Source organism: Coleofasciculus sp. G2-EDA-02, from assembly GCF_040226375.1.
Classification (GTDB): domain Bacteria; phylum Cyanobacteriota; class Cyanobacteriia; order Cyanobacteriales; family Coleofasciculaceae; genus Coleofasciculus.
The window spans coordinates 14,593-38,531 of sequence record NZ_JAVKEW010000151.1 but is presented as its reverse complement, the minus strand read 5'-3'; the positions used below and the strand labels follow the sequence as shown (position 1 = coordinate 38,531).

The 23,939-nt window shown below is 45.3% G+C and carries 20 protein-coding genes; 13 read left to right on the top strand and 7 right to left on the bottom strand.

The window, feature by feature from the left end:
- Positions 1-169 precede the first annotated feature (169 nt).
- Positions 170-307 carry a hypothetical protein gene (locus RLO19_RS18005; protein ID WP_446358588.1) on the bottom strand — a complete coding sequence of 46 codons (138 nt, stop codon included), beginning with the start codon at positions 305-307 and terminating at the stop codon, positions 170-172.
- Positions 308-484: 177 nt separating this feature from the next.
- Here RLO19_RS18005 and RLO19_RS18000 point away from each other — a divergent pair, with 177 nt between their 5' ends.
- From RLO19_RS18000 to RLO19_RS17965, 8 genes are all read left to right on the top strand, one after another.
- Positions 485-1,750, top strand: coding sequence for a general stress protein (locus tag RLO19_RS18000; protein ID WP_446358586.1), 1,266 nt, complete (start codon positions 485-487; stop codon positions 1,748-1,750).
- Between the two features lie 290 nt (positions 1,751-2,040).
- Positions 2,041-3,564, top strand: coding sequence for a hypothetical protein (locus RLO19_RS17995; protein WP_446358585.1), 1,524 nt, complete (start codon positions 2,041-2,043; stop codon positions 3,562-3,564).
- Between the two features lie 593 nt (positions 3,565-4,157).
- Entirely contained in the window at positions 4,158-4,619 is a 462-nt protein-coding gene (gene rimP / locus RLO19_RS17990) for a ribosome maturation factor RimP (protein WP_446358583.1), read from the top strand.
- An 87-nt stretch (positions 4,620-4,706) separates the two neighbouring features.
- Positions 4,707-6,044, top strand: a complete 1,338-nt coding sequence (gene nusA / locus RLO19_RS17985) for a transcription termination factor NusA (protein ID WP_446358581.1) — start codon at positions 4,707-4,709, stop codon at positions 6,042-6,044.
- A gap of 211 nt (positions 6,045-6,255) precedes the next feature.
- The gene (locus RLO19_RS17980; RefSeq protein ID WP_446358579.1) at positions 6,256-6,534 is read left to right on the top strand and encodes a YlxR family protein; all 279 of its coding nucleotides are present in this window, start codon (positions 6,256-6,258) and stop codon (positions 6,532-6,534) included.
- Between the two features lie 395 nt (positions 6,535-6,929).
- Positions 6,930-9,917 carry a translation initiation factor IF-2 gene (infB, locus tag RLO19_RS17975; protein WP_446358577.1) on the top strand — a complete coding sequence of 996 codons (2,988 nt, stop codon included), beginning with the start codon at positions 6,930-6,932 and terminating at the stop codon, positions 9,915-9,917.
- Positions 9,918-9,981: 64 nt separating this feature from the next.
- On the top strand, positions 9,982-10,614 hold the full coding sequence (locus RLO19_RS17970; protein ID WP_446358575.1) for a low-complexity tail membrane protein: 633 nt from the start codon (positions 9,982-9,984) through the stop codon (positions 10,612-10,614).
- A gap of 271 nt (positions 10,615-10,885) precedes the next feature.
- Positions 10,886-11,074, top strand: coding sequence for a hypothetical protein (locus RLO19_RS17965; protein WP_446358573.1), 189 nt, complete (start codon positions 10,886-10,888; stop codon positions 11,072-11,074).
- Between the two features lie 158 nt (positions 11,075-11,232).
- Here RLO19_RS17965 and RLO19_RS17960 read toward each other — a convergent pair whose 3' ends face one another.
- Entirely contained in the window at positions 11,233-11,805 is a 573-nt protein-coding gene (locus RLO19_RS17960; RefSeq protein WP_446358571.1) for a pentapeptide repeat-containing protein, read from the bottom strand.
- Between the two features lie 205 nt (positions 11,806-12,010).
- Between RLO19_RS17960 and RLO19_RS17955 the strand changes: the two genes are divergently transcribed.
- The 4 genes from RLO19_RS17955 (at position 12,011) to RLO19_RS17940 (ending at position 14,949) form a co-directional block, all read left to right on the top strand.
- Entirely contained in the window at positions 12,011-12,151 is a 141-nt protein-coding gene (locus tag RLO19_RS17955; RefSeq protein WP_446358569.1) for a hypothetical protein, read from the top strand.
- A 233-nt stretch (positions 12,152-12,384) separates the two neighbouring features.
- Complete coding sequence (locus RLO19_RS17950) at positions 12,385-13,011, top strand: TenA family protein (RefSeq protein WP_446358568.1); 627 nt, start codon at positions 12,385-12,387, stop codon at positions 13,009-13,011.
- 94 nt (positions 13,012-13,105) lie between these two features.
- Complete coding sequence (locus tag RLO19_RS17945; protein WP_446358566.1) at positions 13,106-14,023, top strand: hypothetical protein; 918 nt, start codon at positions 13,106-13,108, stop codon at positions 14,021-14,023.
- Positions 14,024-14,097: 74 nt separating this feature from the next.
- The gene (locus RLO19_RS17940; protein ID WP_446358564.1) at positions 14,098-14,949 is read left to right on the top strand and encodes a sulfotransferase domain-containing protein; all 852 of its coding nucleotides are present in this window, start codon (positions 14,098-14,100) and stop codon (positions 14,947-14,949) included.
- 84 nt (positions 14,950-15,033) lie between these two features.
- Here RLO19_RS17940 and RLO19_RS17935 read toward each other — a convergent pair whose 3' ends face one another.
- The 4 genes from RLO19_RS17935 to RLO19_RS17920 form a co-directional block, all read right to left on the bottom strand.
- Positions 15,034-15,960 (bottom strand): Npun_R2821/Npun_R2822 family protein, encoded by a 927-nt coding sequence (locus RLO19_RS17935; protein ID WP_446358563.1) that lies wholly within the window; start codon positions 15,958-15,960, stop codon positions 15,034-15,036.
- Positions 15,961-15,991: 31 nt separating this feature from the next.
- Positions 15,992-16,984, bottom strand: coding sequence for an Npun_R2821/Npun_R2822 family protein (locus RLO19_RS17930; protein ID WP_446358561.1), 993 nt, complete (start codon positions 16,982-16,984; stop codon positions 15,992-15,994).
- A 5-nt stretch (positions 16,985-16,989) separates the two neighbouring features.
- Complete coding sequence (locus RLO19_RS17925) at positions 16,990-17,943, bottom strand: glycosyltransferase family 10 domain-containing protein (RefSeq protein WP_446358559.1); 954 nt, start codon at positions 17,941-17,943, stop codon at positions 16,990-16,992.
- A 332-nt stretch (positions 17,944-18,275) separates the two neighbouring features.
- The gene (locus RLO19_RS17920) at positions 18,276-22,973 is read right to left on the bottom strand and encodes a CHAT domain-containing protein (protein ID WP_446358557.1); all 4,698 of its coding nucleotides are present in this window, start codon (positions 22,971-22,973) and stop codon (positions 18,276-18,278) included.
- Here RLO19_RS17920 and RLO19_RS17915 point away from each other — a divergent pair.
- Positions 22,972-23,124 (top strand): hypothetical protein, encoded by a 153-nt coding sequence (locus RLO19_RS17915; protein ID WP_446358555.1) that lies wholly within the window; start codon positions 22,972-22,974, stop codon positions 23,122-23,124. The genes RLO19_RS17920 and RLO19_RS17915 overlap by 2 nt on opposite strands.
- 107 nt (positions 23,125-23,231) lie before the next feature.
- Here RLO19_RS17915 and RLO19_RS17910 read toward each other — a convergent pair whose 3' ends face one another.
- Positions 23,232-23,822 (bottom strand): CpcT/CpeT family chromophore lyase, encoded by a 591-nt coding sequence (locus tag RLO19_RS17910; protein ID WP_446358553.1) that lies wholly within the window; start codon positions 23,820-23,822, stop codon positions 23,232-23,234.
- Positions 23,823-23,939: the final 117 nt, after the last annotated feature.

Here is a 23,939-nt window from a genome sequence, read left to right as displayed (position 1 = left end):
GCCTTTTTGCTTAGCTGCTTTTCGGTTGGCTGCTACTCTGGCACAAGCTCTGACCGCCATATTTGCTACCAAGTTAAATTGACTTTTAATGGTTTGATAAGTCAAAGATTGGATAGCAATCTTGTTAGTCAGTTTTGGATCGGTATGTTCATTCACGTAGTTACAAGCATCAGCTTTCCGCCTGAAGGGTTGCCTCCAATTTGGCAACTTGTTCAGGAGAGGGTTGAAGCTTTACGACTATCGTGAGAACTTGTTTCATGACTACCATCATACCACCTAGCGGGAATAGGGGAAATACTTCGGGCATTTAGCGTTGGCATTTCCCGCTCTCCCCCAAAGGCTTACCTCCACTTCGTGAAGGTTGAAGCAAGATTCCCCTCGCGATTTGGGTGGGTTATCTCGCACGATTGATGAATATCTGCAACAGAAATGTAGAAATAGGGGTATCAGGGTGAAAACCTATAGATAGATGGAGGCAGATACTATGACATTAGGTCAATATCAGCGAGGTGTGGGTGTCTTTTCCAGCCGACAAGCTGCTGAAAATGCTCTAGAACATCTGAGGGATGCTGATTTTCCCATGAACCAAGTATCCGTCATTGCCCGAAATGAGGAGCAAATTGCCGGAGTGGATGTGCAAGATGATACCGAAAATGAAGTGGGTGAAGGTGCTGCGGCTGGTGCGGTTGCGGGGGGAGTTACAGGAGGTATCGTAGGTTTAATTGGTACTTTAGGTGCGATCGCGTTTCCGGGAGTTGGACCCATTTTAGTCGGGGGTGCAGCGGCGTCGGTCATTGGAAATACACTTCTGGGTGGGGCTGTTGGTAGCGCTGCTGGAGGCTTATTTGGGGCGTTAATTGGATTGGAAGTTCCGGAAGCCGAAGCTAAAGTTTATCAAGATCGCTTAGAAAAAGGACATTATTTAATCCTAGTTGATGGCACACCCGATCAGATCACCCGTGCGGCTTCTATCCTGAAACCTCGAGGAATTCAAGAGTGGAGAAGTTATGAGCGTCCGACGGTGAATACCCCACCTTCCACCTATACTCACCCAACGACTGCTGCTCAGGTTGGATATCCTACACCCCTAGGCGCCGCTTACACAGGACCCTTTGGCGAATCCTTGGGTGCAACGCCGACAGGTGTAACCCCGTCTCCCCCGTCAACAGCACCCGGAAAGCAAACTCAGCGAGCGATTGGCGTCTTTTCTTACGAGCAAAATTTAAAAAATGCTCTCAATGAGTTAAAATCGGCTGGATTTCAGATGAACCAGGTTTCGGTTATTGCCAAAGACGCCGAACATCCCGATCAGGTGGCTGGGGTGAGAGTAACCGATCCGTTGAGTCATGAAAAAGCTAGAGATGCAGCCACAGGGACTGTAGCTGGGGGTGTCTTGGGCGGATTGACTGGATTGCTGGTTGGGTTAGTCACCTTAGCGGTTCCTGGGGTTGGTCCGGTGGTATTTGTCGGAACCGAAGCCGCCGTGATCGCTTCTGCATTAGGCGGAGGTGCTATTGGTGCAGCAGCGGGTGGTTTGGTGGGTCTACTGGCTAACTTAGGCGTTCCCGAAGAGCAAGCCAAACGCTATAGCCATCGCCTCTCTCACGGGGATTATCTGGTTCTGGTTCATGGAACAGAGGAGCAAATCCAGCACGCCAAAACTATTTTGTGCGATCGGGGGATTGAGGAATGGGATATCTACAATAGTCCTAGCGCTCCCATGACCCATCCAGGTCGAGTCTTTCCATAGTTAACGTCAACTACCCCGCCCATAGCCTAGCGATAGACCAGGTATCCAGCCGAGAAAGAAGGATGAAACCATAAAGGATACGGGAACCCGCGCAGGCGGGTTACCCTTCGGGAAGCCGCTTCGCGTCTACGTTTGTGTAGATGCGGTTACCCTACGGGAAGCCGCTCCGCGTCTACAACCGCCAAGCTAACCTAGTTTGACAGTGCACTCTATCACCCATAGGATTGAGATTTCTAGTAAGCACTTAACTTGAATGCCTTGTGATCAGCGCAAGATTGGCATAATCCCTGATGCCAAAACTGGGTGCTGGTCTAGCCCTAACAAATATGTCATCTATCCAAAGACTGACTCCAAACAAAAGCAAACGTAAAGTCCGCCGCGCTCTCTGGTTTGAACGAGTGATGGCGCTTTTGGCTGCGCTCAACTACCTCTTGGTCTTGTTTGACTTGACCTACCTGCCTCTACGAGATTTTTGGCTACATGGGAAAGTCCAGTTATTTAGTTTTGACATCGGTCCGGTTAGTTTTCCCGGTTTGTCCTTAGAGGTTCCCCTACCTCCGATTACACAGTGGTATGACCCAGTAAAGGGTATTCAACCTTACCGAGACACAGAGCAGTATTTGGACAAGGTTAATGAATTAGAAAATGAGATTATTAAAAGAGGTTTACAATCTCCTGAAGTTGCCCAAATTCTGGAAGATCTACGCCAACGTAGCGTAGAAATGATTGAGACAAACCCCTTCCAACTTGCCGATAAAACGGGTGATCTGGAAAAAATAAAGAACAAGATGCGAGAGCATATTCGCACTGAAGAGGATTCAGCGAAAGAAGCATTTATAGAGTTTTGGAGTATAGAAAATTTAGCCGCTAAAGATCCCGATGACGAACTGCAATTTTTCAAGGAGGAAATTAGTCCTCTTATAGAAGCGAATTATTACCGCCCTATTGGAGAAACCGGGGATTTTGTCGATTATTTCGGACTCCTTGATTTCCCGTTTTTTGCTCTATTTTTGACAGAATTTCTGGCACGTACCTGGTTGATCAGTCGCCGTCGCACCGGGGTCAGTTGGCTGGATGCCATGTTGTGGCGTTGGTATGATATATTTCTGCTGATTCCCCTGTGGCGCTGGCTGCGGATCATCCCGGTGACGATTCGGCTGGATCAGGCAAAGTTAGTTGATTTGAGTGCGATTCAAAAACAAGTGCGTCAAGGATTTGTCGCTGAAATCGCTGGCGACATGACCCAAGTCGTGGTAATTCAGATTATTAACGAACTCCAATATTCCATTCGCCAAGGAGAGATCGCGAATTTGCTACAGCAACGGGAGGTTCGCCCCTACATCGATCTCAACGAAACCGACGAAGTGGCAGCACTGACCAAGATAATGGTACAGATGACTGTTGAGCAGGTTCTTCCCACCATCCGTCCCGATGTGGAAGCGTTGCTGCACCATAACTTGGATAAAATTATCAACCAGTCACAAGCGTATCAGGGACTAGAGCGAATACCGGGTGTAGAAACAATCCGCAATCAGCTCATCGAGCGACTGGTGCAACAAATTACCCAAGCGGTTTACAGTGGATTAGATGCCGCGATCGCAGATGATCCAGTTGGGGATCAAATTCTGCAACGATTGATTAGCCATATTGGCAAAGCTTATGGTTCCCAAATTCAGACCCAGAAAACTTTAGAGGAAATTCAATACTTGCTCAACGCCTTCTTAGAAGAAGTCAAAATCAATTACGTCAAGCGTTTGTCCCAAGAGGACTTAGAGGAAATTCTTGACCAAACCCGGGCAATTCGTCAAAAGTAACATCGGTAGTTTTTGAGCAAATGAGGGAGATGAGGGAGGTGAGAGAGATAGGGGGATTAACTCAACACTCAACAATCAAAACTCCACCGTCGTGACCCTTTGCCTGTGGTAAACCGATCCCACAACAGGCTAAGATTGCGCTAAACTCGAACATAGCAACGGAAGTCACTCTATCCTGATGTCGGAGTCTGGGGGCATGTAGCTGTAACCAAAAAGCTGGACACTTTTAGCCATTGTTACCCAAAATTGGGTATATATTTGTTCTGATAGAATGGGTCAGCCAAGAGTATGTATACTTTATTGGTATACCTATCCAGCCAAAAACCACGGTTAGGTAAGTGAAAAAATAGCCGCCAGTTAGGTGGTGTTAGCCTGTGGACTGGTTGAGTGCCGTCACCGCCAGGGTGAAGCAGGAAGTAAGCGTCAGGGATGTCCACTTGTGGGTAACTTTGGGTAAGTCTTATGTAACGGAGCTGTAAAACTTTTCCCAAGTACACAAGCAGGGTAGAGATTGTGTCAATCGTCGCTAGGCTTCTTGGAAGAAATTTTACCTGGAGGTGGGTTGAACCCACTTTTTTTGTTGAAGTTTTTCTATGACTTATCCCCTGATTCCACAACTAATCGATTTGGCCACCCCAGTAGCCGAAAAATTGGGATTGGAGTTCGTTGGGGCGGTTTTTCACACGAATAGACGCCCACCTGTACTTCGGATAGATATCCGCCGCCGCGACGGCGACACGGGCGTAGATGACTGCGAACGCATGAGTCGGGCAATAGAAGCCGAACTAGATGCCGTGAATCTTATTCCAGATGCCTATGTTTTGGAAATTTCTAGTCCTGGGATCTCGCAAGAGCTAACGACAGACCGAGATTTCATCGCCTTTAAAGGATTTTCCGTAGTGGTCAACACCGCTGAACCTTATCAAGGACATAAAGAATGGCGAGGGCAATTAATTCGCCGGGATGATACCAGCGTATATCTCAACCGAAAAGGACGGGCGATCGCCATTCCTCGCGATCAAGTGACTAAAGTGCAGTTCGATGAGCAGGGTTAAACCCCTTTATACCATTAGGAATTACTCATTGAGCATTGGTCATGGGTTATTAACGACCCACAACAAACAGTTTATGGAGATTTGCCTATGTCTATCGTTAATCTGCCTGGATTAAAAAAGATGATCGAAGAGATCTCTCAAAGCCATAATTTACCCAAATCGGCAGTCCAACAGGCACTGAGAGAAGCACTGATCAAAGGCTACGAGCGCTATCGTCGAGCGCAACGCATGGAGCGACCTCATTTTGATGATGAATACTTTAACAACTTTGAAGTCGATTTAGATATCGAAGAAGAAGGATTCCGCATTCTTTGTACCAAAACCATTGTTGAGGAAGTTGGCAACACCGATCATCATATTTCCCTCAAAGAAGTTCAAGAAGTGGCATCAGAGGCACAATTAGGTGACTCGGTAGTCCTAGATGTTACGCCAGATCAACGTGATTTTGGTCGAATGGCAGCGATTCAAACTAAGCAGGTACTCTCCCAAAAACTACGAGATCAACAGCGCAAGTTGATCCAAGAAGAGTTTGAAGAGTTAGAAGGAACGGTTCTGCAAGCCAGAGTGCTACGATTTGAGCGGCAATCGGTGATCATGGCGATTAGCAGCGGCTTTGGTCAGCCGGAAGTGGAAGCCGAACTGCCCAAGCGCGAACAATTACCCAACGATACCTATCGCATTGGCAGTACCTTTAAGGTTTTTCTCAAAAAAGTGCGTGAAGGTCCTCACCGTGGACCTCAGCTTGTGGTTTCTCGAGCTTCGGCTGGTTTAGTTGTCTATCTATTTGCCAATGAAGTCCCAGAAATCGAAGATGAAGTTGTGCGGATTGTGGCGGTGGCACGAGAAGCCAATCCACCCTCACGTCATGTCGGACCTCGGACTAAAATTGCTGTGGACACCCTAGAGCGGGATGTTGATCCCGTTGGAGCTTGTATCGGCGCTAGGGGATCGCGCATTCAAGTGGTCGTCAATGAATTGCGCGGCGAAAAAATAGATGTCATTCGCTGGTCGCCTGATCCCGCTACCTATATTGCTAATGCTCTGAGTCCAGCGCGAGTGGAGGAAGTATTATTGGTGCATCCAGAAGGGCGTCAAGCTCACATTTTGGTCACTGAAGACCAGCTCAGTTTAGCCATTGGCAAAGAAGGGCAGAATGTTCGCTTAGCGGCTCGTCTCACCGGTTGGAAGATTGATATTAAAGATATTGCTAAGTACGACCACGAAGCCGAACACCTGAAAATGCAGGAGTTACAAGCCATGGTAGCTGAGACGGAAGCCGAACTAGCCGATGAAGAGGAGGAGGAGGAGGAGCAACTAGAGGAACAGACTCTGTCACCAGCGGATTTAAAGTCAAAGGTGACAAATCCTCAACCCCTAGCTGAGGAAGAATTTGCTAAAGGAGAAGAGGAAGATATTTTGTCCTAATCTTAGCGGGATCAACGCAAGGCAGTAGACTGTTTAAGGGAGTTGAATCTTTGCACCTGACTTGATCAATAGGGAACGGGGAGAGACTGTCATGGAAGCTGGTATATACCGTCGCTCAAGACACCCTCCTCACCGCCCTAGTTCACCGAAATAGGCTCTGCCGTGAAGATCAAGCTCTTTGAGCCTACAGGGAAATCGTTGTCCGAATCCTATGGAACCTAATTACCGACGTTGTCTGAGTTGTCGCTGCGTGGCTCCAAAACAAAAATTTTGGAGGGTTGTGCGAATCCATCCATCGCGACAGATAAAATTAGATCAGGGAATGGGACGTTCGGCTTACATCTGTCCTCAATCGAGTTGCCTGTCAGCCGCTCAGAAGAAAAATCGATTGGGACGCTCGCTGGGGACCTCGGTTCCCGAGGAAATTTATCAAAGACTATGGCAACGTTTGGAACCTAGTCCCTGGAGCATCCAACGCAGCAACGATTGATCCAATCCATGCAAAAAACCCCAGCGATGCTCTCAATGAACCTAAGCAATCGCTAGGATAGTAGAGGAGTACCATTACCAATGGTGTTCGGAGGTGAGTCTGACCCTGATCAAGCTAGCAACTCCTACCTGAGGACAACACTCAGGGTCGAGAAAATGAATCTAGTTTTGTTAAGATTTTTGTAAGTTAACCATCCAGGATCTGATAAGAGTGTAGAGAGATCTTGGCTCACACTCAATGATCGCCTGTGTAACATGAGTTATTGGTGAGTTATCGAGTAGACTCTTAAACGACACCTTATTGATTTAAGCCAATCCGGCAGGAAAACCAATGACCACGCACGCTTTCAATCATTTAGTTATGGTGTAACAATATGTACGACGGGGGAATAGTGGATGAACAACGGCAAAGTCAGAATTTACGAATTATCACGGGAATTGAATTTGGACAACAAGGATATTTTGAATATTTGCGAAGGACTGCATATTGCAGTCAAAAGTCACAGTAGCACGATTACAGAATCTGAAGCTGAGCGAATCAAAGCGGCGGCGGAAAAATATGCCGAGGGGATCACCAGCCTCAAAGGTCGTGACCAAGTAACCTCAGCATCTGCTAACCATACAGATGGGCATTCTAACAATCAGCGCAAACAGCAAATTCTGAGTGTTAAGCCTAAGCCTCGTTCCAGTTTTAGCTCTTCCCAGGGTTCCGCACCTGGGTCAAAGTCTGCTCAACCCCCCGTTAAGCCAACTGTGAATCCACCACGTCCACCCGCCCAGCTCAATCGACCGACACAAGTGAATTTGCACGAGGACAATCCTGAGTCAGAAACACCAACTCCATCTCAAGGGTCACAGGAGAACGTTACCGTAGCTGAAGTGGAAGCTAAACCCCAACTTATCCAACCCCCCGTTCGACCAGCGTCACCGAAACCAAATCAGTCCACCCAGGTAGAACGACCGAAATTAAAGCGCGATCGATCAGATGAGACCCCATCAGAGTCGGCTAAGGAGCCTCAGCCGACTGAATTGGTGAGTTCTCCTGAAGCGCCAACTCCTCCTCAAGCTCCAGCCCCAGCGCGTCCTCAAGCTCCAGCTCAGCCCGTTCCTAAACTACAAGCCCCCCCCAGACGCTCCCGACCGACTCGTCAGGATGACAGCATTGAAGTGGCGGCTATCGATTCGGGTTCGCGGGAACAGAAGCCAGGGGCGGTCGATGAGGAGACAGAAACCCTTCTGGAAGCCCCAGAACTCAACGCTTCCAAAGTCAAGCGACCCACGCCGCCACGTCAGTCGAAAAAACGTGAATGGATTGATGAAGAAGAAGAGCGGGAAGGAGCTAAACCCGCAAAAGCGGCTAAGCTCAAGCGGCGACCTCAACTGATCGAAGAGGATGAGGAAGAGTTCGATAGCGACTACCAAGAATCTGACACCCCTGCGGCTATCAGTATTTCGGTGGCTCGTCCTCCTAAACCTAAATCTCAAACGGGACAGACTCCGCCACCAACGGCAGCCAGTCAGGTTAGGAAAAAGCCAGAAGTTAAAACCAGTAAACCAGAGAGTCGCGATCGCAGGCGTGAAAAGCAAGAAGTCTCTGAACGCCCTGAGCAAATTGTGTTAAACGATTCGCTAACCGTTCGAGAACTGGCGAATAAGCTGGAGATTGCCGAAACTGAAATTATTAAACAGCTATTCTTTAAGGGATTGGCGGTGAATATCACCCAAACTCTGGATCTGCACACTGCTCAAATGGTCGCCGAAGAACTTGGCGTTAATGTTCACACAGAAGAAGCAGAATCAGAAGCCGCTAAAACCGAAATGCTGGATGCGGCTGACTTGGAATACCTGGTGCGGCGTCCACCCGTGGTCACAATCATGGGTCACGTCGATCACGGTAAAACTACGCTGCTCGATGCCATTCGTGAAACCAAAGTGGCACAAGGCGAAGCGGGCGGAATTACCCAGCATATTGGTGCTTACCATGTCGATGTGGAGCATGAAGGTCAAGTCCAACAGGTGGTCTTCCTCGATACTCCAGGTCACGAAGCCTTTACAGCGATGCGGGCAAGGGGAGCGCGAGTGACCGATATTGCCATTTTGGTCGTCGCCGCCGATGACGGGGTGCAACCGCAAACCCGAGAAGCGATCAGCCATGCCAAAGCCGCTGAGGTGCCGATTGTGGTTGCTGTTAACAAAATCGACAAGGAAGGGGCACAACCTGACCGGGTGAAGCAGGAGTTAATGGAACATGGATTAGTGCCAGAAGAATGGGGCGGTGAAACGATCATGGTGCCCGTAAGTGCTATCCAAAAAGAAAACTTGGATACGCTCCTGGAAATGATCCTGCTCGTTTCTGACATTGAAGAACTCTCCGCTAACCCCGCCCGATTAGCCAAAGGTACGGTCATTGAAGCCAACCTGGATAAATCCAAAGGTCCAGTTGCCACCTTGTTAGTGCAAAATGGCACGCTGCGGGTGGGTGATACCTTGGTTGCGGGATCGGTCTTCGGTAAAGTACGAGCCATGACCGATGACCGAGGTAAACGAGTAGACGAGGCGGCTCCCTCCTTTGCGGTAGAGGTATTGGGTTTAAGTGATGTCCCGGCGGCAGGTGATGAGTTTGAGGTCTTTGCACAAGAAAAAGAAGCTCGCGCCGTTGCGGACATCAAAAGCCAAGAACAACGCGAGTCTCGCCTGCAACAGGTGATGTCCTCCCGTCGGGTCAGCCTGAATAGCCTTTCTGCCAAAGCTCAAGAAGGAGAACTCAAAGAACTAAACTTGATTCTGAAGGCAGATGTGCAAGGCTCTGTCGAAGCCATTCTGGGTTCACTAAAACAGTTACCCCAAAATGAAGTTCAAATCCGAGTGCTACTCGCGACGGCTGGAGAAGTCACCGAAACCGATGTTGACTTAGCGGCGGCTAGTGGTGCGGTAATCATTGGCTTTAATACCACTTTGGCTCACGGCGCTCGATCCGCTGCTGAAAGAGAGAGTGTTGATGTGCGCGAATACAACATTATCTATAACCTCTTGGATGACATTCAAGCGGCAATGGAAGGGTTACTGGAGCCAGAATTGGTAGAAGAACCCTTGGGTCAAGTGGAAGTCCGGGCTGTTTTCCCTGTCGGTCGCGGTGCGGTGGCAGGTTGCTACGTACAGTCGGGCAAAGCGGTTCGCAACTGCAATATGCGAGTGCAACGTCGGGGTCAAATGATCTACGAAGGGGTGCTTGATTCGCTGAAGCGGATGAAGGATGATGTCAAAGAGGTCAATGCCGGATTTGAATGCGGTATTCGTGTCGATAGATTCAATGATTGGACTGAAGGTGACATCATCGAAACCTATAAGATGGTGAGCAAGCGCCGGACTCTATCAGCGACTTAGGTGATATGTGATTAGTCCTTGGTTAATGACTAAGGACTAATCACAACAGACAAAGGACAACCCAATGCGCTCTTTTTGGTCTGAACCATTCTTGTGGATACATTTGGCGGGTTTAGCCGCACTGCCCCTAACTTTAGAGGTTGTCGCCCTAGGACTGGCAACAGGTGAACTCCTGTTGCCAGTCTGGTTAGAACTCCTGCTTGTGGCAGTTATCGGTATCGCACCAGTTTTGTGGATGCAATTGACCCGCCCCTTTGATATTTTTAGTCTGCTCATCGTTGCTCTCAAACCCGATCGCCTAACGGAATCCCAGCGACGACTGCTGAGCTTATTTGACCGGAAAACCAACCCGCTGCTGACGATTGTGGCAGCAGGTTTTATGGTATGGGTACTGTGGCAAATTTATAGCATCGCTCCTCTAGCCGCAGGTGTCGTTCCCTGGACAGTTCAATGGCGCATCGCTGGATTGGTTTTGGCAGGAGTTGGGTTTCTGGCAAGTCACTTATTTTTGCAAGTGCCTCTTTCTGTGGTGCAAGTTCTGCTCACGAGTGAGGCAGAGTGGGCATCAACTCAACCTTATCCCGTGGAAAAAATACCAGAAAAGTTTACCGTACCAGGGTTTCGGGTCAAACAAATTTTACCTGCGATCGCAACAGAGTCATCCTCGGCTGAATCATCCCCTGAACAGATCGATTGAACCAAGTACCCTTATGGGGATCTTAAGAACGCTAAAAAGAATAGTGAAACCCGCCCCTACAGACAATTCTGGCATCACGTATGGAACACTCAAAACTTATGACTCGCCTAAAAATCTGGGCATGTGGGCAATCAGTTGTTGCAAATGTAACAATTTAAACAACGCAGCTCAGTTATTCTGAAAATAAGGTTAAAAAATACAAACAAAATTTAAGAATTGCTACTGACTCATTCTGTTTAGATCACAACAAGGATTTATGAAAAGCACAGCTATGTCCGAATCCAACAACTTTTCCCCAGACAGTCCAGTTTGGGACAATCTCAAAGAAGCGATCGCAGCCAGTTCTGGATTTAAACGCTGGCAGATGGAGCATCCTGCCGCACACCATCTTCAGGATCGAAGCTTGGAGCATCGGGTGCGTCGATATTTGCAAGATACCTTAGAAACTCTGGCTTATTAAAAAGCCGAGAAAGCATAGTCGGATTGAGTGACGTAATCCTACAGTCAATCAAAGATTAGACTGTAGGCTTCTCCTCTAAATTTAATAAATAGTTAGACAGTTGAATTATGAATAGGCAACAGGGAATAGAGAATAGGGAATAGGGAAAAATCAATAAATTAAGGTAATAAAGTGCCATCAGGCATAATGGCGTAGCTAAGCTTAGCGTTATTCAGAATAGTATTATCCAAGTCAGCCCCTCTCAAGTCAGCCCCCCTCAAATCAGCAGCCGTCAAATTCGCATTACTTAAATCCGCCGCCCTTAGTTCAGCAAGACTTAAGTTTGCACCAACTAAGTTAGTATTCCCTAGTTTAGCCAGACTTAATCCAGCGCCAGCCAAATTAGCACGAGTTAGATTCGCACCGATTAATGCTGCCACAATCAGATTAGCTCCGGTTAACGTCGCATCCGTAAGATTCGCAGAAATCAGACTCGCACCACTCAGGTTGGCATACTCCAGATTGGCACGTCTTAAATCGGCACGGATAAGATTAGCACCAGCCAGATTAGCCCCCTTCAAGTTTGTATTACTCAACAGAGCATCCGGCAACTGTACCCCACTCAAATCACACTCGACACAGCTACCTGTTTGTCGCAATTGTTCTAGGTGTGCTGGATTGAACCCTTGCGCTGAGGGGTTTAGCCAGAGAGAGGTAAACAGGATGAGAGGGGGAATGACTTTAAATGTCATGGCATGACGTTTGACTTGTTGGGGAGTGCTAGGGGAGATTAGTGAACCCAACGCTCTAGAATCGATGACTCCTATCACCTAAAGCTTAGACTATCATCACAAAAAATTAACCGTTTGCATCACCAGCCCCTTAATTGAAATCACAGATAGTGAGAAGATACTGGCAGTTGACAGGTGACAAGAGCAACAATGAGAGGAGTGGGTTATGCTGGAAAGACTACTGCTAGCGATCGCGGTTACATTCTGTGTGTATCTATCGGTAGACGGTAAATTTGACAAAACACCGATCCCTTCAGTCTTACAACTGCCAACCCTTCCTGAACAACATCTGGGTCCATGGCAATAAATAAGGGTTCTGAACTGTTGCGGGGAAAATTGTAGAAAATTGTAGATATATAGTAAAATATAAGGAGGCTTCTTGGGATATTGTCGGGGGCGGTGTCGTCATGAATATCCGCAAGTATCTTCCAGAGGCGTTCACCGTCGAGGGAGTAGTGAGCTGCGCCGTGCCGCCAATACTGGTCAATCCAGTGTGAAAGACTGAACCCATAAGTTTCTACAAGTTCAGTCTACACGGTTATGACACTTAGCAGCGATTTATGGCAATCCAATCAAGACTTGGCAAAGGAGTGTCTAACACACCCCTTTGTCCAAGGTATCGCTACAGGGGCACTTGAGCGCCGGAAATTTGCGTACTATGTGGGTCAAGATGCCTTTTTCTTAGAAGCTTTTGCTCGCGCTTATAGTGTAGCCGCCGCTAAATGTTCTGACTGGGATGGATTTAACACGTTCCATAATCTCGCTGGTGGCGTTCTCGAAGAACTACGCCTCCATCACAATTATGCCACAGCCTGGGGAGTCAACTTACACCAGATTGAACCCGCCATAGCGACGCGGCGTTATACTGACTTCTTGTTGGCAACAGCTTGGGGAAGTGAGATTGGTTTAATTACAGTAGCAATGACACCCTGTATGCGCTTGTATGGGTTTTTGGCTCAAGAATTAGCTAAAGATGGTATTCCAGAACACACCTATACGGATTGGATTCGCACCTATAGTAATCCAGGGTTTGAACAGTTAGCGCAGCAACTAGAGCGGTTGACGGATCAATACGCCTCACTCTCAGCCTCTGTGAAATCCAGCTATCGCTATGCTATGCTATGTGAACGAGACTTTTTTCAGGCAGCGTGGCAGATTAAAACCTGACTAGGGCTGAGTGCTAATCACTAGCTTAATGGTTATATAGATTAATGCAATTCAACCAATAGGTTCTAGAATAAACTATAATAACTAATTAGTGATGAAAAAATTTTGTATTTTGGAGCAAGGTGGTTTGTGTAACGAACAAATCACTATCGAAAAGAAAAATTTATTTACAACTCAATTTAGTGATTTTTATAGATTAAATTGGAGAACCGAAAATGACCCTTATGCTTTTATCACCCGAAAGAATATAACATGGAGTGAAGGGCGAAGCTTCCTCTACGAAAGTGTTCCTAATAATTATGATTATTACATATTTATAGATGACGATATTGTTTTTAATTCTGATGGTGAAGATATCGCGTCAACAATACAAGAATTACTAATTGAATATAAACCACTTACCGGTACTTTCTTCAATTGGGAAAGCTGGGGCTTTAAAGGACATTTGAACAGAGAAGTAACTCTGGCTAAGAAGGCTTTTCCCATTTCCGGTTATGATCAGCAAGTTCAGATTTTTTCAAAAAGCTTTGCTGATGTGATGTTTCCAGTGCCTTATCATGGGGCAAGGAGATCAATGTGGTATTCCCAATGGGCTTGTCACAAGCTTTTCCCTTTTAAACAACTATGTCTTACAAAAATTCAAGTCAAGGGAGTTCGTAGTAGTAAACAAGCTAGCACTCAAAATTTTTTAAATTACATGACCTTTTCTCCCTATGACGAAATAACACTATTATTTAATCATGATGTATTCGATAAATCTTTTAATTTTCCGAAAAGTCAGGTTATTGCAAATAACTTAGCGATTTTCGATAGTCAGCCCGATAAAACTGAAGTTCAAATTTATTTGAGTGATTTAGCGAAAATTTATGATATCAATAATTTAAACTTTAAACACCGGACATCATTGGCAAATAATAGTTACAAACGAAGGCTTTTATTCAAGCGATTACGCCATCCAAGATATTTAATGAGAAAACTATATTCATCAGTTAAAAATAATATTGTGAATTAATAACTAATCAAAGATAAAGTTGCGAAATATCAGCAAATTAACCCGATTTTAATAGTCTAACATCTTGTTAAAATATGATAAAACCTCCCACAAAACATCCAACATTTCTAGTCATAGGAGCCCATAAAGCTGCCACAACATCTCTCCATTACTACCTGCAACGGCATCCAGAGGTATATTTAATTCCAAACAAGGGTACGGATATTTTAGCCAAACGCCATATCAGTTCTCTTGATGATGCAGGTGAATATCTCGCTCAATACGAAGATGCCCGCAGCGAAATTGCGTTAGGCGAAGTTTCTAGCGTATATCTTCATGGAGAAGGAATTCCGGCAAGAATTAAGCGCTTATTCCCCAACGTTAAGCTTATTGCGGTACTTCGTAATCCTGTTGAAAGGGCTTACTCTCACGCTCTTTTCAATGAGAAAATGGTAACAAAAGACAATATAGAAAGCATTCAGTTAAGTATTTTAGAATCAAAAGAGTTGTTGCAACCCGGGTACTACTATAAATATCTTAAAACCTATTTTGAATTGTTTGATAGAGGACAAATTAAATTAATGCTTTATGATGATTTGGCAACTAAAAAAACTGATTTTCTTAAAGAGATTTTAAGTTTTATTGGTGTAAATCCCAATTTTGATCTGAGTGCCAATCGTCGTTATCACAAAAGTAAACTTAGTCGTCAAGGCATCATCTTGAATGTTGTGGAAGTTATTCGTGCGAACAGTAACATTAAACCTTATTTGAAGTTTTTTCTTACGCCAATATTCCCACAGATCAAACGCTTCGTTGCTCAAAAGACTGAAATGCCCGTGCCACTATTATCAGAGGAAGTGAGACGGAAACTGATTGAGATTTATCGGCATGACATTGTTCAACTACAGGAACTTACTGGATTAAACTGCTCCCATTGGCTGGTATAAATACTCTATTATTTCAGTGAAATACCCTTAAGAAAAACCCCTAAAACCTTGTTTTGGCAACATGGCGATAATTATGGGTAATCGTCAGGACATGATGTTACGGCTAATTTTCTTTTGAATCCGTTGCCACAGATTTGGCTGTTTCTGGATCTGTAAAAATTCATCATCGGGTATGGATTCACCAAGATAACGATAATATTTCCAGATATCCCAATAGGGACAACCGGGTTGGATGCGAATCCCTGCCCAGTGTAAATAGTCTAGGGGCTGATTTACATTCGGATCAATCAGGTGATGATCTTGAACTTGAAAATGCTTACTACCCGCCCAACTTCCTGGCGCACCACCGGGGCGGCGCACGATATTAAACCGCTGGGGAACATGCTTTAATATCATATAGTTGATGATGGGTTGATCTGAGGTTTTTTGGGAAAAGTCAAAGTATTCCGGATGAGAAGCACATTCCGTGAATGTTTGATATAGCGTTTCCTCAGATATCGTATTTTTCTTGGCTCCCCAAAACCCGCCATTAAACATATCCTGAATATCATTTTCGCTAAATACACCGTCTTCTAAGACTTTTGGCGTAAATACATTTTTGATTCCACCGCTATGTTGATAGTCATAGCAAATAAAATCATACTTATCTAAGTAGTCGGTTGTCTCTATGATTTTATCAAAGACAACAATATCCGTATCGATATAAATAAATTTCTCAAAAGCACCAAACCAACAAGCTTGTTTGCGGAATTGATTTGGGCGAGCAAAAAATCCTTTGCCAAATATTTCGTATAACTGATTAGAAAGACGTTCGATAAAGTCTAAATCTTGATATATTTCTACCTGATAGGATTCTTTTAATATTTTAGCAATGGTTTGATATTTATCATCATAAGGAATTAAGCAAATCGGCGTATCAGGATCATGGAAGCGGATACTTTTGAGCAGCGCGATCGCCTGTTCGATTACCTTGTCATTTGCTGTAATATAAATGCCGCGATTTTTGGTCATTTTCTTTAGTTATATGAATTTTGGAGTTTAGTTAAGATAATTTCAACTTCTTCAAGATTCGCTGAGATAAACTAGGGGGTTGATTATAAGGTTTGGGTTGAGTCGTCAATTGCGGCTTTTTCTCTGGTTCATGAAGATAGCGATAATGTAAAAACAAATCTCGATAAGGAAAATCAAAGTTTTCCCCAGCACAAACTTTAGCGATTAATTGGGAAGAAACCCCAATGTAGTGCATGTAGGTGAGTCGATTGCCTTTGTCATAAAGAATATTTTCCTTTTCTTGAAAGTGGGCTGATGTTACACAGCATCCCGTTCTTTTGTCCTTGGGTAACTCTAAAGCAAAATTATAGATCGATAAATTCGGTCGCATCATCATGTAGTTGAGGAGAGTTTGATCCGGTGCCATGGGGTAAAGAACTTCGGCATCTCCGGCTTCGAGTTGCTCAATAATCCAGTTTCGTCGTTCTTGATCAAATAGATTTTGTTTCGACGCATAAAAACCAGAACAAAAGATTTCTGTTTTTAGTCTTTCGGGGGGGAATACTTGCGTTAGCTTGGGCGAATCAATGTTATATACATGAGTTAAATCTTTGTGCTGAAAATCATAAACCACACAGTCATTGTCCTGAAGTTTAGCAAAGATAAACTCGACAGGCGACATCAGCAATGTATCCGCATCCATGTAGAGGAAGCGATCAAAGGGTCTATCAAAGGCACAGTAACGCCGATGGGTGCCAAATCGATGATAACCGCTACTGCCAATTTGACGCCAACGTTGGTGGGCTGTGGGATGACTATCCCAAGCCTTTTGAGCAAACTGATCCCAGCGCTGGATGGACTCAACATTATCATAGAGTTGGACGTTGGGGCGACGGGCAATTTCAGCCGCAATTTTTGTTGTGTTGTCGTTGTATGGATAGACACAGACAGGCATTTGTGACCCGACAATTGCCTCAATACTGTTGAGTAAGGCAACCAGTTGGTCGTAAACTGGGTCACTGGCTAGGGTACAAATTCCGTCCATGGTGTTTAATCAAATTTAGCGACAAAATCAGATAACCAGTTCAGGAGGTTGAGTTTATGTAGGATGATTTGTCTGGCTTGTGCGATCGCGTCCTTGGCTTCATACCAAGCATCTGGGGTTGAGGTTACTTCTTTAATATAAGCGATGCCCTGCTCATCTAAGCTAGGGAGCCGCAAAAAGCTTCCGGGTGGCAGTAATTTATCCGCCGCTGAACCCCCATAGTAGATGGGTAAACACCAGGCGAGTAGAGCATCCCAGAGTTTTTCGCTGACATACCAATCATTCCCGGCATAGTTTTCGATCGCGAGATTATAGTAGTAAGGTGCCATGCCATGCCATTTGTTTTTCAAGCTACCCTTTGCCTGCGCCCAGTCGGGTAATCCGCGCCCATAGAGGTCAAACTCAAATCCACTCTCCCGTAATGATTTTAAGAACGCTAAACGTCTACGATGTTCGGCGGTGCGATCGATTCCTGAGGTGATCCAACTACAAGTATGTATTTTTTCCGGTGGTATCATTTCATTTAATTCTCGGAAAGAATTAGCGTGATACCAAATCGCGGGCATATAATCAGGCGTTGGGGCAAAATCATCCGGACCTGAAATGTAACCACAATAATTTTTCGCGGCTTCATAATTTGCCCGATTAGTTTGAACAACTTTTTCCAGGGGCGGTTCTCGTAATAAGTAGATTATCCGCTCTTTGGGAACGTTGCGTAACTGGGAGGCTACATCAGGTTTTGAACTCTTTTTTTGGCGTAAACCTTTCCACCACGGCAGTTTAGGGCGAGGTTGGGGAAACGAATATTGGTACATCAGCAGAAAATCAGGCTCAGAGGCTTGGGAGAGCATTTGAATTTTGTCCCAGATTCCACAAGGGTTTGGCGTTTGTTGCCATAGCCAGTCCGCTTGATTAAGTCCATGATAACTACTAATCATTCCGACAATTTTTCTGCCCATGTTTTTTTGTCAGTCTACCGTATTTATGGATCGAGTTTTGGCACAAGTTTACTCGTGCAGCTTGGCGCAAAATACCCCCCAGTCAAAATTATTCCTCTGCTTCCGTGAGAGGGGCGGGTTTAGTCAAGTTATCGGTTTTTTGCCCAACCTTATTGGTAAAACCCGCCCCTACAGGAAAACTTCTGCTACCCTACACACTTAGAGATTGGTCTGGGCAATTTGACCGAGAACTATGTATCCTTATCAGTCTTAGCATTGATCCAGTCAGTCAGCCAACCGCAAAGGATGAGGGATAAATTTTTGTACTTAACTCAGTTGCTTGACCGATGTATCTACCAAGGGCTACCCACCAGGGTTAAAGCACTCCAGTAGTAAGGATGGGTAAAGTCTTGATCTCCTAATTTGGCGAGTTTTGGGTTTAATGGAATCCGCAAATCCCCAGCAATTAGCTGTTTTTCCTCTAACCGTATTTCACCTTTAAGCATAGCAAGTTGAGTTTGCCGCAGGGCTTCGGCTTTAATCGGGGCTTGTTGCAAATGGTCATAAAAGCTGGTCATGAATCCTAGAGTACCTGCATCACTAACATACCAGAGACTGCCTAAGGCGGACTTGACTCCGGCTTGTATGGCTAATCCAGCAAACCCTAATTCGGCTTCTCTATCGCCTAAGGCGGTGCGACAAGCGCTGAGTACCAACAGTTCTGTGGGGGGATTGTTTAATCCGAGTTTCCCTAATTGATCTAATCTGAGTTTTTGGTTCCATAACTGGATATAGGAGTTAGAGGGTTGACCCGATTGAAATTCGCCGTGAGTGGCTAGGTGGACAATTCCAAAGGGTTGGGATGAGCGGATTTGCTGGAGATTTTCTAAAGTAAAGGCTTCGTTGAGAAATGCTTTACCTTGCCACAAAGAACCTGCGATCGCGGCTAATTCTAAGGGTACAGCAGGTAACGGGTTCAGCTCCTGGAATGTATCAGCACCCATGGCGAGGACACTAACATTTCGGATATCCACATAACGAGTATCAGTGAGCGATAGACTGGGCATTAAGCCAACGCTGTAGCGTTCGACGAGAAATCCTTCACCATCATGGAGCGCCGCGACAGGTAAAGAGCGTAATCCCCCATCCATGACGAAAGCGAGGTTATCAATCTCTTGGGCTTGTAAATTTTCTTCTAGGGGAGCAACTAGCCATTGATAAAGCTGTTTAGAGGGGGTGAGATAGTCACGGGGAATGGTTACGCTAGTCACGTTGCGGCGAAATTCTTGAGCGACTTCTAAGACTTTCCCACGGGTTACTCCAGCTATGCGTCGCCGCACCGGAGGTTCCTTGGCGGAGATGATCAGCAGTTCTAGTTGATCACTATCTTGAGGGGTAATCGTAACATGGGGTCCGGAGCGATTAAAGTAGGTATCAAATGCCTCGGTATTATTTGTTTCTAATCCTGTATAGTTTGTGTTTTCTGAAATTTCGGTAGGAGCAAAGCTGACGTAAATAAGTGCAGGTTTTGCCCCAGTTGCTTGTTCAATTTCATTTAAAATTTGACGCGCTTCTGCCTCGCTTTTGATGGGAGTGCTTAAGCGATTGGATGCGATGGGTTGGACAAGTGAGAACGATGCGATCTCCTCTTCTACTTCATTTTGTATTAGGGCAGTCGGTGAAATTTCGATGACCTCCTCTTGCGGTGGTGGTGGCGGTGGTGGTTCAACAACGTTAATACTAACCTGTTGCGGTTCAGAGAAGGACACGCGATCGCTCCCTACAATGGTAAAGGCTGGAATGTCGCCTATCTCATCGGTTGGCGGGGTGTATACCAATGTATCTCCTGCCTCAATTGTGTCTCCAGTTTGTAGGATGACACCATTTTTTGTCAAAATACCGGCATTAATTTGATCAATAACAATTGACAAACTCGTATCACCATTCTCATCTTCTAGAGTTGCCTGTAAATCGTCAAAAGTAAAAGTAATCGGCTGATTTTCTTCTGTGTCAGGTAGGGTGGGATTTAGCGTTAAATCGGGTGAGCTATTAACAGACGTGATAGTAATACCGTTGGGTGTCCCCTCTGCATCACCGCCTTCTGGGAGAACGGGAAATGAGCCGGAAGATAAAGAATTCTCGCCACCAGTATCAATACTGCCAGCTAAACCGTTAGTCGTTAAACTACCAACAACAAAGGGTACATTCTCTGAGCCGCCATCATGCTGGATTTTAACAGAACCATTTTGGGTAGTCCCACCAAATGGACTACTTGCCCAAGTTAGGATAGTTGTAGTTTTGTCCTCCAGTAATCCCGTTCCTTGGATAACTCCATTAGCGATAATGCTTACATTTCCAGCCGTTGCATCTCCAGCATCTTGACCAATCGCAGAAGTATCTATAGTGGTAAACTCAATAGTTTCACCAGCCTCTAAGATGACAGAACCTGAAGTATCATCAAACCCCTCCGTCGAGGAATTAATTGCACCTGTTTTTATCGTGCCATCAGCTCGCAACTCGACATTACCACCATTAATAAAAAAACCAGAGGCATTAATATTTCCAGTTTCGATATTTCCGCCAGCCTCTAAAGTGACACTTCCCGCGTCTAACTCACTAGAGCCATCATTAAAGGAATCAATCGCACCTGTGGTAATATTTCCACTCGCTTCGATAATGACTGGACCACCATAATGGTCAACTCCTTCACCAAAATCAAATATACCAACCGCAATATCGCCAACCGTTACATTGCCAGGGGACGATGGTTCTCCTGATGAATCAAAAGAAGTTTCTCCCGCATCTATAGGAACATTTGCCGGATTATCCAATGTATCCAAACCTGCTCGTAAAATCAGCGCAGGTTGATTGCTTAATATATCACTATCGGGATCTCCACTCTCACTGATCGTAAAGTCTGCATCTGTAATCGTAATATTTCCCCCAGAAATACTACCTGTCGCTTCTATTTTTAGCGAAACTCCCGTGTAATCACCGAAGGTTACGTCACCAAGAGCACTAATAATTGGGTCTTTTTTACTTAAAAATATCCCTGAATTACCCAACAGGTTTAAAATTGAGAAACTACCACCACTAGCAAAGTGAGCATCTCCAGAAATAATTCCATCGCTGACTAAAGTTAGGTTTCCTCCACTGACAAAGGGAGTCTGGTAAAGATGATTCAGCGCTAAGATATCAATGCCCAGATTTCCTCGAATATAAAGATTCCCACCAGCTTGGGCAATAAAATAATTCTCAACACTATCACGCACAAAGACTGTGTTGTTAGCGAGAAGATTCATATCCCCACTTGTTCTAAGTTGGCTCTCGATGAGAGTCAGATTTTGCTGGGCTGAAAGGGTAGCTGTTCCAGCATTGATTTGATTAACGGCGACATCACCAGTTTGGACTTCAGTACCTGAATTGGTGAGTTGAACTTGTCCTTCCGGAGTAACTGTCACGTCTGAATTAGTATCTACACCGTTACCTGTCAGGAGTTGAGATAACATCTGAGGTGTAATCGGTGTTGGATTCCCTTGGTTAGTTGTCGGCGGTTCAATTTGTAAACTCAGGATTTGTCCAGCTTGATTAATTTGTAATCGACTGGTTCCCGGTACTGAGGCTATAGTGATATTTCCCTCTGGGGTTGTCAGCGTACCCGTACTCAGAACTGTTCCCCCAATTAGGGAAAGATTCGAGGCGGCTGGTACAGCTAAGTCTCCCGTATTAATGATACTTCCTGGCTGTAAGGTTTCAAACCGAAAACCATTGGGATTTCCGACTAGGTTGGTATAGTCATTACTGGCAAATGCGTTAAACCAGCTTCCATTAAAGCCAATGCCAGTTGCTGTGGTTGCGGTAAAGGATGCCGGCACGTTTAATTGGGAATTTGCTCCGAATACCATTCCCGCCGGATTCATTAAAAACAAGTTAGAGTTGCCTCCCGTAACTTGAATGAGCCCATTAATTATAGAGGGATCACCGCCAATTATTTTTGCCAATATATTATTAATCGTTAATTCAGAAATAAAGTTAGCAATCTGATCATTGTCAACTCCAAAACTTTCAAAACTATGGAATAGATTTGTGCCATCTGCTGATTGAGAACCGCCTGTGATGTTGATTTGATTGCCTGCGGGCGTGACAATTGTCCCCGTGCTATCATTAGCGGGTGTAATCGATTGAGCTTGGACTGTTTTTTGCCCAATCATAGCCACCCCTGAAAGAGTTGCCAGAGATAAGCCAGCAATTTTTAAAGTTGAGGATAGAAGCGGCGTTTTGCGTTTCAATGCGAACCGCGCCTGTATTGTTGCGCCTGTCCTTTTTGTGTGTAAATCCACCTCCCAGCGATCGCTCAATCCCCGCCGTTGCAGCGCCCGTCTCATGGCTGCATGACAATGGGAAATTTGTTGTACTCGATTCTGATAAGAAAGACTGTCGGGGTTGCTGCGATAATAATAGAGAGGTTGGGAAATATGGGCTATTTCTGTCGTTTCGGACAACCGTAGACACAGATCGTAATCTTCTGCATATTCAGCTTGGAGATCAATTCCACCCACTCTATCGAAAACAGAGCGACGAATTAACCGGAAGTGGAACGTCATAAAGTTTGTCAGCAGTCGTTGTTTAGAATAGGGAACACGACAGCGTTGTCCGTAACTAATGACTTTACCGTTTTTATGAATGTCTAAGTAGTCGGTGTAAACCATCCCTACATCTGGCTGAGTATCCAGAATCGCGGCGGTTTCCGCCAGCGCGGTGGGGGCTAAGAAGTCATCGCTATCCACCCAACCGATATAGGAACCCGTGGTTTTCGCGATCGCACGTTGGAGTGAAACAACTCGTCCAAGATGTTCAGCGGCGATTACCCGGACTCGTTGATCGCGTTTAGCATAGTCTTGGGCAATCGTAACTGATCCATCCGTTGACCCATCATCCCATACAATTAACTCAAAATCCCCCCAAGTTTGTGCCAGTATGCTGTCAATGGCTGCACCGAGGTAACGTTCTCGATTATATGTGGTGATGACAAGAGAAATGGTGGCAGTCATGGCATCCTCCGAGAGGGTGATTTTTGGGTTCTTGATGGGTGGCTCATCAAACGGTGCAAAAACTGAGATCGGCTGGTGCGATCGCCTGTTTGACCCTACTTTCTATCGTAATCGAGGGATTTGCGATCAGCTAATTCCAGAAACTAAATGATACAGTTCAACCTGACATCTATAAGAAGGACACGACATTGTCGTGTCCCTACCTCTATTTAATGGTTCTTAAATCAACGATATTCAACCTCAGTTTTAACCGATTCCTTAAACCTTAACCTCATCGGCAAAACTCGCCCGCCGGACAAAGTAAAACGGACCAGCAATGGAACCCCAAATATGTTCATCGGTTATAGGATCACGTCCCCGATCCAGACTGATAAACTGATTTTCGTCAATTTCAAACGTGCTATCCAAATACGTTTCTTTGCCTTTGCGAAAAACCTTACAGGCTTTACCCGGTTCAACTTTTCCTTGAAAGCTTTTCCCTGTCCATTCCACAATCATATTACAGCCAGGAAGTTTCTCTAGCTGGTCAACGGTTAAGGTTTGCAGGCGGTTAAGATCACGAGAAGCGCCGTAAAATTTTTCTGGCTCTTTAAATGTGTAATTTTCAATTTCAATATGATCCCCAACAACCATTAATTTCAACACCCGTAAGCGGTAGGGGACGTTGAGAAGATAGTCATAGGCTTGTTCGACAAATAAACTGACTCCATCTAGGAGTGACGAGGGGAGAGGACGCATAAACACCCGGATGTGGGCGTAAAAGGGCGGATTGTCAAAGGCTTGTTGTTGGTTACTAAAGTCAGCCGCCATCCAACGGGCTAATGTGGCAATGTCAGTAGAATGAGTCATTAACGGTGTTTCAATGGAAATATTGGATACGGATCAATTTTAAAACGTGGCGTATATTCCCAATAACAGAGGCATTTAAATCTTAATTGCTGTACTTTAGTAGGGTTGAGCGATGAT